General features: G+C 38.9%; 14 protein-coding genes. 3 read left to right on the plus strand and 11 right to left on the minus strand.

Translation table 11 applies throughout. The features are described from left to right. The coding region (locus KK060_RS19330) for a metallophosphoesterase (protein ID WP_254155421.1) at positions 1-1,067 on the plus strand (1,067 nt) is incomplete at its 5' end. A 28-nt stretch (positions 1,068-1,095) separates the two neighbouring features. On the opposite strand, the gene KK060_RS19335 is transcribed toward KK060_RS19330, so the two are convergent. The 11 genes from KK060_RS19335 to KK060_RS19385 form a co-directional block, all read right to left on the minus strand. Next, positions 1,096-2,586, minus strand: a complete 1,491-nt coding sequence (locus KK060_RS19335) for a gluconokinase (RefSeq protein WP_254155422.1) — start codon at positions 2,584-2,586, stop codon at positions 1,096-1,098. Positions 2,587-2,720: 134 nt separating this feature from the next. Then, positions 2,721-3,167 (minus strand): DoxX family protein, encoded by a 447-nt coding sequence (locus KK060_RS19340; RefSeq protein ID WP_254155423.1) that lies wholly within the window; start codon positions 3,165-3,167, stop codon positions 2,721-2,723. A 158-nt stretch (positions 3,168-3,325) separates the two neighbouring features. Then, positions 3,326-3,655, minus strand: a complete 330-nt coding sequence (gene rbp, locus KK060_RS19345; protein WP_254155424.1) for an RNA-binding regulator — start codon at positions 3,653-3,655, stop codon at positions 3,326-3,328. A 450-nt stretch (positions 3,656-4,105) separates the two neighbouring features. Continuing rightward, the gene (locus KK060_RS19350) at positions 4,106-6,112 is read right to left on the minus strand and encodes a helix-hairpin-helix domain-containing protein (protein WP_254155425.1); all 2,007 of its coding nucleotides are present in this window, start codon (positions 6,110-6,112) and stop codon (positions 4,106-4,108) included. 26 nt (positions 6,113-6,138) lie between these two features. Further along, positions 6,139-6,882, minus strand: a complete 744-nt coding sequence (locus KK060_RS19355; RefSeq protein ID WP_254155426.1) for a PorV/PorQ family protein — start codon at positions 6,880-6,882, stop codon at positions 6,139-6,141. 147 nt (positions 6,883-7,029) lie between these two features. Next, on the minus strand, positions 7,030-8,418 hold the full coding sequence (locus KK060_RS19360) for a POTRA domain-containing protein (RefSeq protein WP_254155427.1): 1,389 nt from the start codon (positions 8,416-8,418) through the stop codon (positions 7,030-7,032). A 133-nt stretch (positions 8,419-8,551) separates the two neighbouring features. Continuing rightward, positions 8,552-9,676, minus strand: a complete 1,125-nt coding sequence (locus KK060_RS19365) for a prolipoprotein diacylglyceryl transferase (protein ID WP_254155428.1) — start codon at positions 9,674-9,676, stop codon at positions 8,552-8,554. A gap of 99 nt (positions 9,677-9,775) precedes the next feature. Then, positions 9,776-11,611: an NAD(+) synthase gene (gene nadE, locus KK060_RS19370; protein ID WP_254155429.1), complete on the minus strand. Its 1,836-nt coding sequence runs from the start codon at positions 11,609-11,611 to the stop codon at positions 9,776-9,778. Between the two features lie 69 nt (positions 11,612-11,680). After that, on the minus strand, positions 11,681-12,415 hold the full coding sequence (gene rnc / locus KK060_RS19375; RefSeq protein ID WP_254155430.1) for a ribonuclease III: 735 nt from the start codon (positions 12,413-12,415) through the stop codon (positions 11,681-11,683). A 65-nt stretch (positions 12,416-12,480) separates the two neighbouring features. Continuing rightward, the gene (gene fabF / locus KK060_RS19380; protein ID WP_254155431.1) at positions 12,481-13,734 is read right to left on the minus strand and encodes a beta-ketoacyl-ACP synthase II; all 1,254 of its coding nucleotides are present in this window, start codon (positions 13,732-13,734) and stop codon (positions 12,481-12,483) included. A 35-nt stretch (positions 13,735-13,769) separates the two neighbouring features. Continuing rightward, positions 13,770-14,009, minus strand: a complete 240-nt coding sequence (locus KK060_RS19385; RefSeq protein WP_025537672.1) for an acyl carrier protein — start codon at positions 14,007-14,009, stop codon at positions 13,770-13,772. Between the two features lie 115 nt (positions 14,010-14,124). Here KK060_RS19385 and KK060_RS19390 point away from each other — a divergent pair, with 115 nt between their 5' ends. Both KK060_RS19390 and pyk read left to right on the plus strand, forming a co-directional pair. Beyond that, positions 14,125-14,547, plus strand: coding sequence for an IPExxxVDY family protein (locus tag KK060_RS19390; RefSeq protein WP_254155432.1), 423 nt, complete (start codon positions 14,125-14,127; stop codon positions 14,545-14,547). A 54-nt stretch (positions 14,548-14,601) separates the two neighbouring features. Beyond that, the gene (pyk, locus tag KK060_RS19395) at positions 14,602-16,032 is read left to right on the plus strand and encodes a pyruvate kinase (RefSeq protein WP_254155433.1); all 1,431 of its coding nucleotides are present in this window, start codon (positions 14,602-14,604) and stop codon (positions 16,030-16,032) included. The last annotated feature ends 29 nt before the right edge of the window (positions 16,033-16,061 follow it).

The following is a 16,061-nucleotide window of genomic DNA, read 5'->3' on the forward strand; positions in this document are numbered from 1 at the left end:
ACTTAAGTGAGTATGGTGCTACCACAAGAAGTTTTATTTTAACCGGGTTATTTGCGCTTTACGTCTCAAAATTTCTGGGAATAGTTGTCTTGTTTATCGATGACATACAAAGGGCGGTTAAATGGGTAGCACATTTTTTCTATCATGGCACAAGCCATAAAGGACTTCCAGGGGAGACCATACCCCGTTCTGAATTTTTGACTAAGGCAGCTTTGGTAGCCACCAGTATTCCCTTTGGCGCTATGGCCTATGGAATTATTTCAGGAGCCCATGACTACCGAATACGGCGAGTAACAGTTACGCTTCCCAATCTCCCAAAAAATTTTGATGGACTTAGAATTGGTCAATTATCAGACATTCATTCCGGAAGTTTCTTTAATAAGGCTGCTGTTAAAGGTGGTGTAGAAATGATGTTAGCCCAAAAGCCGGATATCTTATTCTTTACAGGAGATCTGGTGAACAATGAAGCATCAGAAGTAAAAGAATACATTGATATTTTTAATAAATTGAAGGCGCCGCTTGGTGTTTATTCAGTTACCGGAAACCACGATTACGGCGACTATCAACACTGGGATAGTATGGAAGCGAAGAGACGGAATTTTCGTGACCTGGTGGCCGCACACAAGCAAATGCATTATAATATCCTTATGAATGAGCATAAGATCATTCAACTCGGCAGCGACAAGATAGCTATTATCGGAAACGAAAATTGGGGAGCAGGCAGGTTTTCTAAATATGGAAGATTAAAAGATGCTTATCAGGGAGTTGAGGATGCTTCTGTTAAACTTTTGTTATCGCATGATCCCAGCCATTGGGATGCTCAAGTACGCTCTGAGTTCCCTGATATTGATATAATGTTTGCCGGACACACGCATGGATTTCAATTTGGGGTGGAAGTAGGAAACATAAAGTGGAGTCCATCTCAATACGTGTATAAGCAATGGGCAGGGCTCTATCAGGAAGGTAAACAGTATCTGTATGTAAACAGAGGTTTCGGATATTTGGGTTACCCTGGACGTATTGGGATGCCCCCTGAACTGACAATTATGGAATTAAAGCGAGGTTAATCATTGGATTACCTCGCTATAAAATCTATTAGTTGCTGTTAATATTTTCTCTCATTTGCGCTGACAGACTTTCATATAGATTTACATAGCGCTTATATTGCTTTTGATAATATTTAAAATTTTCGAGGTTGGGCATTATCACTTTGAAAGTTTTAGATTGAAGCTCAGCATACGCTTTTATATGTCCTAATGATTTAAGGGCCATGTAAGCTGCACCCAATGCTGAAGCATCATTAGCATCGACTACGCGAATCTTCTTACCGAAGATATCAGCCATTATCTTTAACCATTCTGTAGAACGAACAAAACCTCCGCTTGCATTTATTTCATCAATCTGTAACCCATGATTTTCCATGCTCTCAGCAATGTTATACAATGCCATTGAGACACCTTCTAGCACAGCCCTAGTAAAGTGCGATTGGGTATGATGATTTCTTATTCCAAAGAATACGCCACTAGCGTTACTATTCCAAACCGGAGCTCTTTCGCCAAGTATAAACGGGAGAAAGATAAGACCATCAGCACCTATTGGTATACCTTTAATTTCATCGAGCAGCTCTTTATAATCCTCCGCAGTATTTAACTTTTTACGAAGAAAACTTTCAGCATACCATTTCAGAACAATGCCGCCGTTATTAGTAGGGCCACCACAAATAAAGGTATCTTTATCGAGCCTGTAATTAAAAGTCATGGCTGAATAATTATACACTGGTTTTGAACTTGCAACGCGAACAGCACCACTGGTTCCAATAGTAAGAGCACCAATGCCTTGTTCAATTGCAAAACTACCCAGGTTGGCCATACATCCATCACTTGCTCCAACCATAAAAGGTGTCGATTCATCTATCGCAAGGTCTCCCGCAAGTTGTTTTGTTATCCCTCGTCTGAGATGATTTGTGTCAATAAGTTTTGAAAGTTGTGTTTCCGTGATACCTGCAAGTGCAAGCGCTTGCGTATTCCAACGGAGCGAAATAATATCCATTAAACCCGTTGCGGAGGCGATGGAGTAATCAGCCTCGTACGCGTTAAATAACTTATACCAGATGTATTCTTTTATGGATATAAATCTTTTTGTCTTGCTAAAGATTTCCGGTTGATTTTCTTTAAACCAGATAATTTTAGTTAGGGGCGACATAGCATGAATAGGAGTTCCGGTTTGTCTGTAGATGGAGTCTCCTACAGGTGATCCTTTCAGTCGTTCAGCAATATGTTTAGCTCTATTGTCAGCCCATGTTATTACATTTGAAATTGGTTGATCACCCTCACCGATTAAAATCAAGCTGTGCATGGCAGAACTTATAGCAATACCAAGCGGTGAAGTTTTTTGTGCTGTAACAATTTCCTTAACAGAATCAACAAATGCCTTCCAGATTGTGTCAGGTACCTGCTCACATAGTTCCTCCTGAGGGTTTAAGGTAGGATAAGTAATCTGGGATGATGTAATTACTTTACCCGTAATATCTACTGCCAATGCTTTTATACTTCCTGTTCCAATGTCAACCCCAATGATATACCCCATTTTGTTTTTTTGACCTAAATATAAAATTTTACAACTAGTGTATGGGTATGCGTAGTACTGCTTGTCAATAAATAAACAAAGAGCACCTTTTGGGTGCCCTTTGGGGTTAGGTATAGGTATATTATTATAGCTTTTTATAGAACCTGTATTTCCTTTCTTCTTTTTGCATCGATAGAATAATAACCAGCTCCGAAAATCATTAGTACAATTAATCCCAGGAGAACTATTAAAGAAATTTCTAATTCCATATATCGTCCGAGAGAGAGAAAACCTTTCGGATAATTAACCATAATTACGGCGCCAACCAGAATAGGTAGTTGAATCAGGCTCACTATTCTGGTAAATAAGCCAAGCACGATTAATGGTCCTCCTAGTAAGTGAGCAAAAATAATGTAGTGAGCAAGAGCTGCACCAGCAAACCATAGGTTTATTCCTGATGTTGTCATCTCAAGTTCGCCCATATGTGCTATAAAATACATCCCCTTATATGTTATAAAGAGGCCGAGTGCGATACGGAAAATATCCAGAAAGCCAGGGCGGTGATTATTGCCCCACCTTTCGACGTCGGTGAAAACACTCATGGCTGTAAAATTTGGATTTATACAAAGTTTACAAAAAAGCGGAATCAATAGCAAGACATGTAGCGGAAGAAATGCCTGACCAGATATTGAGTAGTTCTAAAAAAAAACTGCCCCGATTACTCGGGGCAGTTGGTTTCTAACAATATCGATTATATCAATTAATAGTCGTTGTTATTTCTGCGGTTAAATCCGCCACCACCGCCACTTCTATAACCACCGCCTCCGCCGCTACGTGGAGGAGCATCAGTTTTAGGTCTAGCTTCGTTTACTACAAGGGTCTTACCTAGAAAATTGAAACCATTCAAGCTTGTGATCGCCTGGCGAGCAGCTGATTCGTCAGACATTTCGATAAAGCCGAAACCTCTGCTGCGCTGCGTAACTTTGTCCATGATGATTTTGGCAGAAGAAACTTCGCCATACTCTTCAAATAATCCCCTCAATTCCTGTTCGGATGCCTTAAAAGGGATGTTGGCAACATAAATGTTCATTGTTTTGAAAAAGATAAATGAGAAATAATACTTGTCTAACTGAAAGACTTTGACTGAAAACTGAACAACGAAAATTGAAAGCGCCAGAAAAAGAAAATTCAATTGAACATGATAAAGGTAATAAAAAATAATAATATCCGAACAAAATCTCACCGCAACAATCTCAGGGGAAAAATCAAATACACCAGTCTGTTTCAACTTCTTAAATAGCGGCAATTGTAAATTTGAAGGCACTTCTTACTCATTACCACGTTATCAATGTGGCATTTGGATATGCAGTCTTTGCTTTTTTTAATGTAATTAAGACAACAGCGAAATCTGGAGGACGCCTAGACCAATCCGCTAACGCTTATCCTTGAAGATAGCCCTAAAGATCAGTATAAAGAGTATTCCGCCAATACATAGCATCAGCAGAACTTCCGGTGTTATAAATTTAGTAGCATGCATTACTTAGAAGTGTAAAACCGCCTGTAATTTAATATCGTTTTTTGTATTTCCATTTATCCTTTGAATTCCAGAGCCAATCTCATCTTTATTAGAATACCTTGTTTTGGCAAAACGTAGCCATAAGCTTAGCCACTTGCTTACTTTATATTCAAGCATAATGTAATTTCTGATCCCCGTTCCTTCTAATGCAGGAAGCGAGTAAGCAAGCCAAACATCATTTTCATAGATGTACTGACGATTGTCATAATTATCAGTATCAAAGAGTGCATGTCTTGCAGATACCTCAAGTTTCCCCAGGTCAATCTGAAGATCCTGAACAAGCGCAATCCCCTTTGTTATTTCATTATCTAAACTGTAGGTACTAAACTGTGCCCTCGTCTTCATCCTTACTTTAGGCGTGACATAGTAATCAGTGTTTATCCATAAATTTCTTTTAATCCCAGTGCCGATACTATAAAGATTTTGCTGGTCGGCTACGTTCCTCATTTTTGTCTCCTGACGGAATTGAATAAATGCAAGCACCTTTTTGGTAGGCTGGTAATTGATTCTTAAGAGATATTCATGGCCGTTTGATGGTTTGTAAACACGGTATCTGTTCCAGGGAAATGAGAATAAGTCAGCATACGCTGCGATACTATATTTTCTATCGAGCCTATATTTAAAGCCCCAATAAAAGCCGTTTTCGTTTTGGGTTATTGTGCTTTCAGAAAAACCATTTCCGTAAAAGGGATAAAAGTCGGGGTCGTATTTGCGGTAGATAAGCGCCATGTCAAGATCTTCATGTAAGCTTGCCAGTGCGCCGGTAATGATACCCAAACCACCATCTAATGACTTTGCTGCTTCACTAAAAAAGTTGAAATTTTGTGTTGTATAGTTAAAGAAAAAGCTAGTATTAATATTCTCATCCCCCTTAAAAGTGTGCTGATTATAAGCGTTAGCATCTTTAGAAATTGGAATACTAAAGTTTATCTTTTGAAAAATGATGCCGGCATCAATGGTCTTATTTCTGTAGTTAATAATACCTGCACTAACCTGTTCCTTTACCTGTTTTCTATTCTGTATTTCCTTTTCATTTCGATGTAGTCCGGTAATATTAATGGACGAAAAAGTAGGTACTTCATCTCCATCAACAGAAGCATCGCGATAAGTATTTGAGTACATAGCAGACACAAAAATGTTATTTGACAACTGATAAGTAGTGGCTATGCCTCTCATGTAGTTTGCTTCATTTACAGATGTATACGGTAAAAAGCCGATGTTACTTTTGCGTGTAGTAATTACAGGTTCTCCACCTTTGCCCAATCCAAAAGTGTTTCCTAATATAAGCCCCTGTCCAAATTGGCATTGGTAGTCACCCAAGACAAGCGTTTTTAATTTTCTTTTGTTCGAAAGCTGCAAATGATAGGATAAAAAATCGCTTCCATATTGATTGCTCCCAGGGCGCCAGAGAAGTTGCTCTCCTGCATCTTTTTCTGCTGTCAATCCAAAGCTGTAATCGTTCGGCCTGCTGTTTCTGAATCTCAAGTATAATTTGTCAGGACTGCCCTTAAAACGTTGCTCAGGATTAGGAGTGTTAAATCCGTCGCTAGATTCAAGTGTTTTTTCATAACGCCAGATGAGGTAACTGTTTCTATTATTTGTTATTCGGTCTAGTATACTATGGCTTGTTGTAGTTTTATTAATAATGACAAAAGGAATAAGGTTTTGAATTGCCTGCAGATCAAAGCCTGGAACTGACTGCAATTCATACACAGAAAGTAACGCTCCATTCTCTTTCCTGTATTCAAGTAGTTGGTTAATTTGATTATCTGTAAGAATGTTGATTAAATGTAAATCGTCAAAAGAGGCAGTGTTTAAGTCTATAGGGTTAGCATAAAGCTGAACATAATTTTCATAGATCTCTTCATACCCAATGTCTTCATCCTGCCAGGTCAAAATATTATCCGTTAGCTTTGATAAGTCAATTCTTTCCCTCGGGTAGTCCTGAGCATTTGCTAGTGTGAGACACATGCAGAGAAGTATTGAAAAAGTTTCTTTCACCTTTTTTTGAACTTATAACTGACAGACGCCTGATGAGATATACCCAGGCGTATATTGTATTCCATTGCATAATTTAATGATAGCTTTTCAGGCATAAAACCAACACCCAAGAAGGCTGCATCAGGATCAATGTTAAAACCTGTCCGGCAGAAAAATTTTTTGTTAAATTGATATTCAACTCCGGTTTTCCATATCGCCTGGAGATCGAGTTGTTTTTCAATTTCACTGCTTATTAACAATTTAGAGGAAGGCTTAAATGCAAGTCCTATTGTTAAACGTGTTGGTAATCGTTCTTCTTCACTGTCCTCTGAAATTACAGGTTGATTGATGTTTTGAATATGTGCACCTACGTCAAGCATAGGAGTTAGAGATGCTATTCCTCCAAAGCTTAAAGAAAATACACTCTTATTGCCAAACCCTAGCGTAGCGTACTGTATGTAGTTAGCCGAAATTCCAAGGGAAGCTATTCCTAATTTGTTACTAAATGCCGTTGAAAGTATCTGTTCATTATAAAGATCATCTCCAAACTTAAAGGCGCCCAATCCAAAGGTGCCAACTTTAAAGGGAGATGCAATAAGTGCGGCCATACGGTTAAACGTTGGGAAAGCAGGGGAGACGTCGTATGTAAAAGCTACGGTAGTCTCTTTTGCAGAAGATAAACCTCCAACATTATTGAAGATAGACCATTCGTCTTTTAAGCAGGAAGATGCATAGGCCATTCCAGCAGCGCGGGCTCCCATGAGTGTCGGGGCACTTTGAGATGAGGCTGCAAGCGCGAAGCTAAACAGAGGTAAAATCAGCCAATACTTTTTGATACAGAGGGGTTTTTAAAGTCAGGCTCAAATTAAATAATGGCCGCTTATTATGCAAACAGAGAGAACGCAACTTTAAAATTCCCGTTTTATATGGAAGAAGAAGCCATGTTCTGTCTCTGCATTGATCGTATATTCAAATCTCAATACGAGATCATAAAATCCTACTACATCTAAACCTAATCCTGTTCCTCCAAGAAGTTTATCGGATAGCCTGGTATTGATATCACGTTCTTTATAATCAGGATAGTTTTTTACATACCCCACATCTGCATATGTTTTTAAATATATTGAAAGGGGTAGGTGTCTGAATTGACTAATAGGCATCATACTCCAATGATATTTCCTAGAGAAGAGTAGTTTTTTGAATGTCGTTTTATTGAGGAAAAAATGCGGACCTTCGATAACGTATAGTTCATATCCTCTCACAAATTGTCTCCTTAACCCAAGAACGCCATAGTTGATAAACGAAACGTCATCAGGATAGCTTGTATAGACGATTGTGTTATTTGAAAGGTAGTAGTTCTTCTTTAAGTCCCAGTACTTCGAATAAGTAAGGGTTGTCTCGAATTTATTTAAATCATCTTTTGCCAGTAACCCGTTGCGTGTGGCTTGGAGCATAAATTGGTAACCGATTAAAGGGTAGCTAATGAAGTCCCGACGATCAGAATTAAACGTATAAGTGAGCGATGTATATTGCTGATCCAGTTGTTCTCCTTTATAATAAATGGGATTTAGTAATTTCAACGTATCATCAATGTGCATATCAAAATACTCCACACGTAAAGAATGCGTTTCATAGAAAGAATTTCTGTACGAGTAGGTAAGACCTGCCAAACGATTAGTTTTTAGTATGTGCTCATCCTTTAGGAAGACATACTTATGGTCATCCGTTTTAAATGCAGTATTTTTTGTCTCAGTAAAAGAAAGATCAATGGTTAAGCCTTGCTTTTGTTTTCTGTCAATATATGGGAAACGATACATGAGCTCAAACCTTCTCTGAAAACCGAATTGCGCATGGAACCGTAGGGTTTCATTTCTGCCTCGCATGTTGTACTGGTAAAGACGCAGCCCGTAATTTACTCTACGCAAATCGTGGTCATAATTCTGCCACCATTCGTTAAAATTTCTGTCGGCAATATCAAATATAGGTGCAGGAAATGTGTACCATCTTTCATTGACATCTATGACCAAATCTATTTTAAGAGGTTCGAGCTCAAGCGTTTTAATTTCGACAGTATTGAAGAGCCTGGTGTTTAATAATTTCCTACGGTCGAGTTCGAGGATACCAGCAAGATCATTACTAAAAAATGTATCCCCTGGCTTCAACGATAGCTCACGTAAAATGATTCTGTCTCTTGTAATCCTGTTCCCGGTAACAAAGATTCTATTGATGGTTAGAAATCGGCCCTGCTTAAGTGTATCAGTATTATCTGTAACTACAACATTTGTTTTTCTTTTCAAAAAAACAGAATCCTGACTCTCCTTTAAAAGGTTGTCCCCGGAAAAAAGGTTTAAGAAAAGGAGTATAATAGTCAGCATCACTTGTTACTCAGACAGACTTCCCAACAGCACAAACAATGAGACTACCTTTTTTTCAAGGAGTCTCAGTTGTTTTATTTTTATAGGAGTAGATTAAAATGAGAACTCCTGCAATTACCAATGGAATACTGAGAATCTGCCCCATATTCAGTGGAAGCTCATCTTCAAATGATACTTGATTTTCTTTCAGGAACTCATATACAAACCTTAGCCCAAAACAAAAGATAAGAAATAGACCGAGAAGTCGTCCTTGGGGCAGCTTTTCTTTGTAGTGATTCCAGATCCCGTAAAGTAATGCAAATAACAGTAAACAAGAGATGGACTCATACAGTTGGGCTGGATGCCTTGCTATGCCAAAGGTATGTACCCGTGCTGCTAAAGTACCATCTTTCTGCGTCGTAAGCTGATAATCAAGTTCACCTGGCCCTTCATCAAAGAATTCGTAAAGGCGGTTCGCTAATAAATCTTTTACGCTGTACTCAAGAAAAGTAACGGCCTGGCTTTGCTGTATATCTTTCTTAAAGAATATATAGATTGAGAGAGGCATCCTTCCATTAGCTCCTTTAGGTATAGAATCATTCCTTCTGTACTCTACCGACTCTACCACTTCCTGTCCTCCTATACGACGATCTTCAACAGTTTCAGTAAAACGGTTAACAAATACAACACCTATAGGATTGTCAGTAGGTAAACCTACAATTTCTGAGTTAAAGAAATTTCCTAAACGTATTAGTGCTCCTGTCAAGGCAACAAGTATTACAATGCGGTCAACTACCTGAAGATAGTTTTGACCCGGCTTTCTTTTCCTACTGTAAAGCCACAGCGCAAATAAAATACCTATCGCCGCACCATGGCTTGCTAATCCTTGAAGCCCAGTAAATCTGAACGGCTTAAATTCGAATGGCAGAAATATTCCAAGTGGATCTTCCCAAAGCATTTCTGGCTGATAGAAAATAATGTGTCCAAGTCTTGCTCCAAGCAACGTGGCTACCACCATGTAGATTGTTAGCGTGTCTACATCTTTTTCTGGTTTGCCCTCCTTACGGTACATGGAGTACAGAATTTGTTGTGTAATCAAAAATCCAAGAGCAAAGAATAGACCGTACCAGCGAGGTGAGAACGTTCCTACTGAGAACATCTCAGGACTACCGTTCCAAATAATGTAACTTAATATAGGCATAGCAACAAATATAATATGGAATACTTATTACACATCAAGCATTGCATGAATTTGCAATGCTGATGTAATGTATTATTCTTAGTAATTTAAAATGTTGTATTAAAAGGACGCTAATTCTTCTGTAAAACCTGAAGAAAGTATGGGAAATCTGCACCATGAGCGGGGGTCGACATTCAGATCATCAAGGTGGAAAGAAGGAGCAAGGCGTTCTCTTTTCCATTGATTTATTGACCACAAACGGAAAAATTTCTTAACGTATACTTTAATCCGTTCATCTTCTCCAAATTTTTTAAACAGTAATGTGTAAACTTCCTTGGGAGACTTCCTGTCCCTGATAGCATGTTTTTCAATCTCAGCAAGGATACCATACGGCATAAGATCATCTTCGTCGGTCTGGTTTCTTTCTAACGGCCTGAGCTCGGCGGTTGGTTGAAGGTTATTCACTGGGTTTAATCCCGCATGCCCTAATTCAACTTCAGCCCATTTCAACCATTGGAGTATAAAGATCTTACTTAGCCCTGCAATAGGTGCGAGGCTTCCGCTGGTGTCGCCATCCATCGTAGCATACCCTACATCTCCTTCACTCCTGTTGGATGTAGTAAGTAGCACTGCACGTTTAATATTAGCCAACATCCAGATAATTGGAGATCGTGCACGGGCTTGAATATTCTGTAACGTGATGTCGTCCTGCTCCCAACTTAAATTTCTGTTAATGGCCTTTTCAATCTTCTGGGTATACGATATTACTTCGTCGTCAATTTTCCATTCGTAGAATGCAGCGCCAATAGAATCCGCAAGTGTTTTAGCGGCATTGAATGTTGCCGTTGAGGAATTTTTAGTGCCTTGGTAAGCACAGGTAAGTAAAAGGTTGACAGCCTTTTTCCAATTTTCGTTTACATCTTGTTCTGGTATTCCTAAAGCCTTACAGAATTGTGGCCATCCTAATTCTGAAGATGCTCGTTTAACCATCTCAGCAACAAGAACAGCACAGATACTGGAGTCGGCACCACCACTAAGGGATAAGACATAACCTTTTGACTTACTTTTTCTCAGGTAGTCATATAACGCAAGTGATACTGCTCTTGCTAACTCCTCATTTCTATCTTTGTTGTCATCGGATTTTAATACCTCTGACTTGCCAACATTCTTAAAGTCTACTTCACAGCTTAAGAGGTTGTAATTTTTAAAAGATAACCTTCTGTTAACGGCGAGGAGCTTTCCGTTCTGCCCGATAATGATATCGCCATCATAAATCATCCTGCCTGCTTCATTGCCAAGATGATTAACAAAAAGATAAACGCAATTAAACTTCTGAGAACCTTCTATTACAACTTCATGCTCACGAAGCTCACTCTTCCCCATGGCAAAGTGGCTTGCACTTGGGTTTAGGATTAAGTTAACGCCTCGGTGACATAGACTGTACCCTGGTCTCTTGTCTTTTCTCCATGCATCTTCACAAATTTCAAAACCGAACTTAATACCATCGGTTTCATAGATAATATCTCCAACTTCAATTACTTCATTGTCATAAGATATGGTTGAAATAACTCCTGCAGGCCATGCTTCAAACCATCTTGGCTCATAATGCACCCCATCTTTTGCGAGGTTCTGTTTAAGGGAAATACCGATGATTTTTCTATTGTTTATTACACAAGCGCCGTTATAAATAAATCCATCTACAATTACAGGCAAGCCTATAACAGCTATTATGTCGTCACAGTATTCTTTGATTTCAAATATATGCTGTAAGGCGTTTTCAGAAACCCAATGACTAAGGAACAGGTCTTCACAGCCATAACCGGTAAGGCAAAGTTCGGGTAAGCAAACAATTTTCACCTTTTGTTTTTTTGCCTCCTCAATGGCTTCTAGGATATTAGAAATATTATTTTTCCAATCGAGAGGAATCTGATTAAGTGTAGCTCCTGCAATTTTCATTGATGAGAAAAGGGATTTTTAAATGTTGTGCAATTGTAACAAATCCCATTCAAAGATCATTCCTGTAGGTCAGGCTGTAAGAAGATTCAATAGTTCACATGTTTTAAAAGCTGCATCCTGCTCGGCTTTTTTCTTGCTGTTACCATATCCGGTACCCATGGCCTGGCTGTCAACCACTACCTGCGCAGTAAACTCTTTATGGTTTTTAGCCTTTTTAACATCTACAATTTCGAATTTTACTTCTTTTCCTTCCCGTTGCGCCCATTCTATTATCTTACTCTTAAAATTGGAGTTGGAGTTAACCAACTCTTCAAGGTCATAATTGGGGGCTATAAGCTTGTCTATAACAAATTTCCTTGTTCTTAAATATCCTTTATCAAGGTATATGGCGCCAACTATTGCTTCCAATGTATTGCCCAGGATAACCTGTTGCAGATGTGCATTCTTATTGTCGAACTGAACGATGTTGGCCACGCCAATTTTCTTGGCGAGTTGATTAAGGGCTTCTCTGTTAACTATCCTTGATCTGATCTCCGTGAGAAATCCTTCTGGTTTAAATGGGAATTTTTTAAATAAGAAATCGGCAACAGCGGCTCCAAGAATCGCATCGCCCAGGTATTCTAGGCGTTCATTCGATTCTTTAAAACCCTGTTCAGTTTCTTTGGCTACAGAACTATGAACAGTGGCAAGCTTATATAGTGCAAGGTTAGAGGGTGTAAATCCTGCAATGTTCTGAATTGCCCTGATCAGTTTCTGATCATGAACAGTTTTGCTTTTAGGTATCTTAAGGATTCTCCAAACCAAGTGACTTACATCAATTATTTATTGAAGCTAATTTAGCAATATTCACTAAATCAAGAATGAACAGATCAGTCCTTTAGCTTTTTGAAAATTACGGAGAAGTTATGTCCTCCAAAACCAAAGGTGTTACTTAGAGCTACATTAACCTCTCTTTTCTGTGCTTTGTTAAAGGTCATGTTCAATTTTGAATCGAGCTCCGGATCATCGGAGAAGTGATTAATGGTAGGGGGTATGATAGATTCATTAATCGCTAATAAACAGGCAATGCTTTCAATCGCACCGGCAGCTCCAAGCAAATGGCCAGTCATAGATTTAGTGGAGCTTATGTTAAGTTTGTAGGCATGATCACCAAATACTTTCTGGATTGCTTTAATTTCTCCTATATCTCCTAGCGGAGTAGAAGTTCCATGTGTATTGATATAATCTATTTCCTCAGCTTGAATACCTGCATCTTCCAATGCATTGTACATTACCTGAATTATTCCGGCGCCTTCAGGGTGAGGAGCTGTAATATGATAGGCGTCTGATGACATTCCGCCACCTAAAATCTCAGCATAGATTTTAGCACCACGTCTTTTTGCGTGCTCATATTCTTCAAGCACAAGAGCACCTGCACCTTCACCTAAAACAAATCCATCCCTATCCTTGTCATAAGGGCGTGATGCAGATTCGGGTGAATCGTTTCTTTCTGATAAAGCTTTAAGCGCATTAAAGCCACCAACACCTGCCTCACAAACTGCAGCTTCAGACCCGCCAGAAATTATAATATCAGCTTTTCCCAGTCTTAAAAAAGTGAAGGCATCATAAAGTGCATTTGTAGATGAAGCACATGCCGACACCGTTACATAGTTTGGGCCTCTGAAACCATACTTTATAGAGATATGGCCCGCACTAAGGTCAGGAATCATTTTAGGAATGAAAAAGGGATTAAAACGAGGTGTGCCATCTCCTTTTGCATAAGACTTAACCTCTTCCTGAAAAGTTAATAACCCCCCGATACCTGATCCCCAAATAACGCCAACGCGATTTGGGTTAAGATCAGTCAGCGGGAGGTTTGAATCTTTTATAGCTTCATCAACCGCCACCATTGCATATTGAGTAAAGGGATCCATTTTACGAGCCTCTTTACGATCCATGTAATTGCCGACATCGAAGTTTTTTACCTCGCAGGCAAACTTGGTTTTGTATTTAGAAGCATCAAAGCGCGTAATAGGGGCAGCTCCGCTCTTACCATTTTTTAGTCCATCCCAAAATTCCGGAAAAGTATTGCCAATCGGTGTGAGTGCACCAAGTCCCGTAACGACTACTCGCTTCAATGTCATGATTTAAAGATGTGGTTGTAGAAAGGCGTGGTCAATTATTTCTTAACGTTTTGTTCCAGGTAAGAGATGGCTTGGCCAACTGTAGAGATGTTTTCTGCCTGGTCATCAGGAATAGAAATATTGAATTCTTTTTCGAACTCCATAATAAGTTCTACTGTGTCGAGCGAATCCGCTCCAAGATCGTTTGTAAAGCTAGCCTCAGGAGTAACTTCAGATTCTTCTACACCGAGTTTCTCGATGATTATCTGTTTTACTTTTTGTGCGATTTCAGACATGTTTTTTCGGTTTAGTGATTTAAAAATCTGTGCAAAGAAAGAGATTTACTGCAATATTGTCAAACTTTTTTGATCTTGTCAGATTCTTGTCAAAACCTGTGTTTTTAAAGCGGAAATGAAGAAAAGCAAGCTGCTGATAGAATATGAATTTAACTTTTTGCTGTTAGGCGTCAGTTCTGCAGCCAAAGGATATAAACTTGCCTGGGACCTAAATCACGCTTTAGCAATAACCTTAGTTAAGCAGCCGGATTTACTCGTCGGTTTCAAGAATAATGAAGAAAAATCATTTTCTTTTTATGCTTACGAGACCCCTCTCAATCGTTTGAAACTGTTTAAAAACAAACCAAATGAACAAGATATTGGAAAGTATTTCCTAATCCCTGAATTTCCTCATTTTGATTTTATAATTTTGGCAGCCATGGAAGAACAGTACACGCAGGAAAAACTTATCGATTTGATCCGAACTATTCCATCTATACAGCTGGTGAATCCTATTGAAGTAGAAGGGCTTAAGTCTAAATCGAATTTCATTTTCTAAGCATGGCACCACTTAATATTAATTGTCAGTTATCAAGAATTACCATAAACCAATATGTTTGATAAAGTATCGTTCAACAAAACAAAGATTGTTGCCACCGTTGGCCCTGCATCAAATTCTAAAGACATGCTCCGTAACCTTATTCAAGAAGGAGTTGATGTTTTCCGATTAAACTTTTCTCATGGCTCACACGAAGATCATCTAAAAGTTATAAAAGCGGTAAGAGAACTAAATGAAGAACTTGGATGCCGCGTATCTTTATTACAAGATCTTCAAGGCCCTAAAATCAGGGTGCAGGAAGTTCAGCCCGATACAGTAATTGAAAGAGGGCAGGAGTTAACGATTACTACCAAACAGCTTCTCGGAAATGCACAGATCGTAAGCACATCTTATACATTATTGCCCAATGATGTTAACATAGGCGATATGATTCTTGTTGACGATGGCAAAATTGAACTTAAAGTAAAGAGCGTAAAAGGAATAGACGTAGTTACTGAAGTTGTTTATGGTGGACCATTGAAGTCAAGAAAGGGTATCAACTTACCTTTTACTAAAGTAACTGCTCCATCTCTTACCGAAAAAGACCTGAAAGATCTTGAGTTCGGTTTGAAGAACGATGTTGATTGGATTGCCTTGTCATTTGTAAGAAAGGCAGATGATATTCATGAGTTAAGAAAGATAATAGATTCTAATAACTCACAATCTAAAATTGTAGCTAAAATTGAAAAGCCTGAAGCGTTAAGTAATATTGATGAAATTATTGCTGCGACCGATGCAGTTATGGTGGCTCGTGGTGATTTAGGAGTAGAGATCTGGTTAGAAGAAGTACCAATGGTACAAAAGATGTTGGTAGAAAAATGTAACCGTGCCGGAAAACCAGTTATCGTTGCCACCCAGATGATGGAAAGCATGATCGAAAACCCTCGTCCTACACGTGCAGAAACGAATGACGTAGCAAATGCTGTTATGGATGGTGCCGACGCAGTAATGCTTTCAGCAGAAACGGCTGCAGGTAAATATCCGATTGAGGTAATAAGAAGTATGGTAAGAACTATTGCTTCCGTTGAAAAGAATCCTGGAATGTACTTCCGCTTTAAAGAGCTTAACAGAGAATCACCTACCCACGTTCACGATGCATTCGTTCTGGCGGCTTGTAAACTGGCAAAAGATATTGGTGCAAAAGCAATCGTCGGAATGACGCAATCCGGATATACAGCTTTTCACTCAGCAGCGTATAGACCAAACGCAGACATATTTGTATTCACTGCAAACAAGCCCCTTCTTACAAGAATGAATCTTGTTTGGGGAACTACAGCATATTATTACGATAAGACAATTTCAACAGACGAAACCATTGCCGATGTTGAAGCAATCCTGAAAAAAGATGGACATGTAAAGAGTGGTGATATATTCATCATCCTTGCAAGCATGCCAATCCATGAAAGATCGAGAACAAATACTTTAAAAGTTAATTTTGTAAAGTAACATTGTCTCAGGTATCATTCTGAACTTAT

Origin of the sequence: Chryseosolibacter indicum (assembly GCF_018598585.1) — a bacterium.
Classification (GTDB): Bacteria; Bacteroidota; Bacteroidia; order Cytophagales; family Cyclobacteriaceae; genus Chryseosolibacter; species Chryseosolibacter indicus.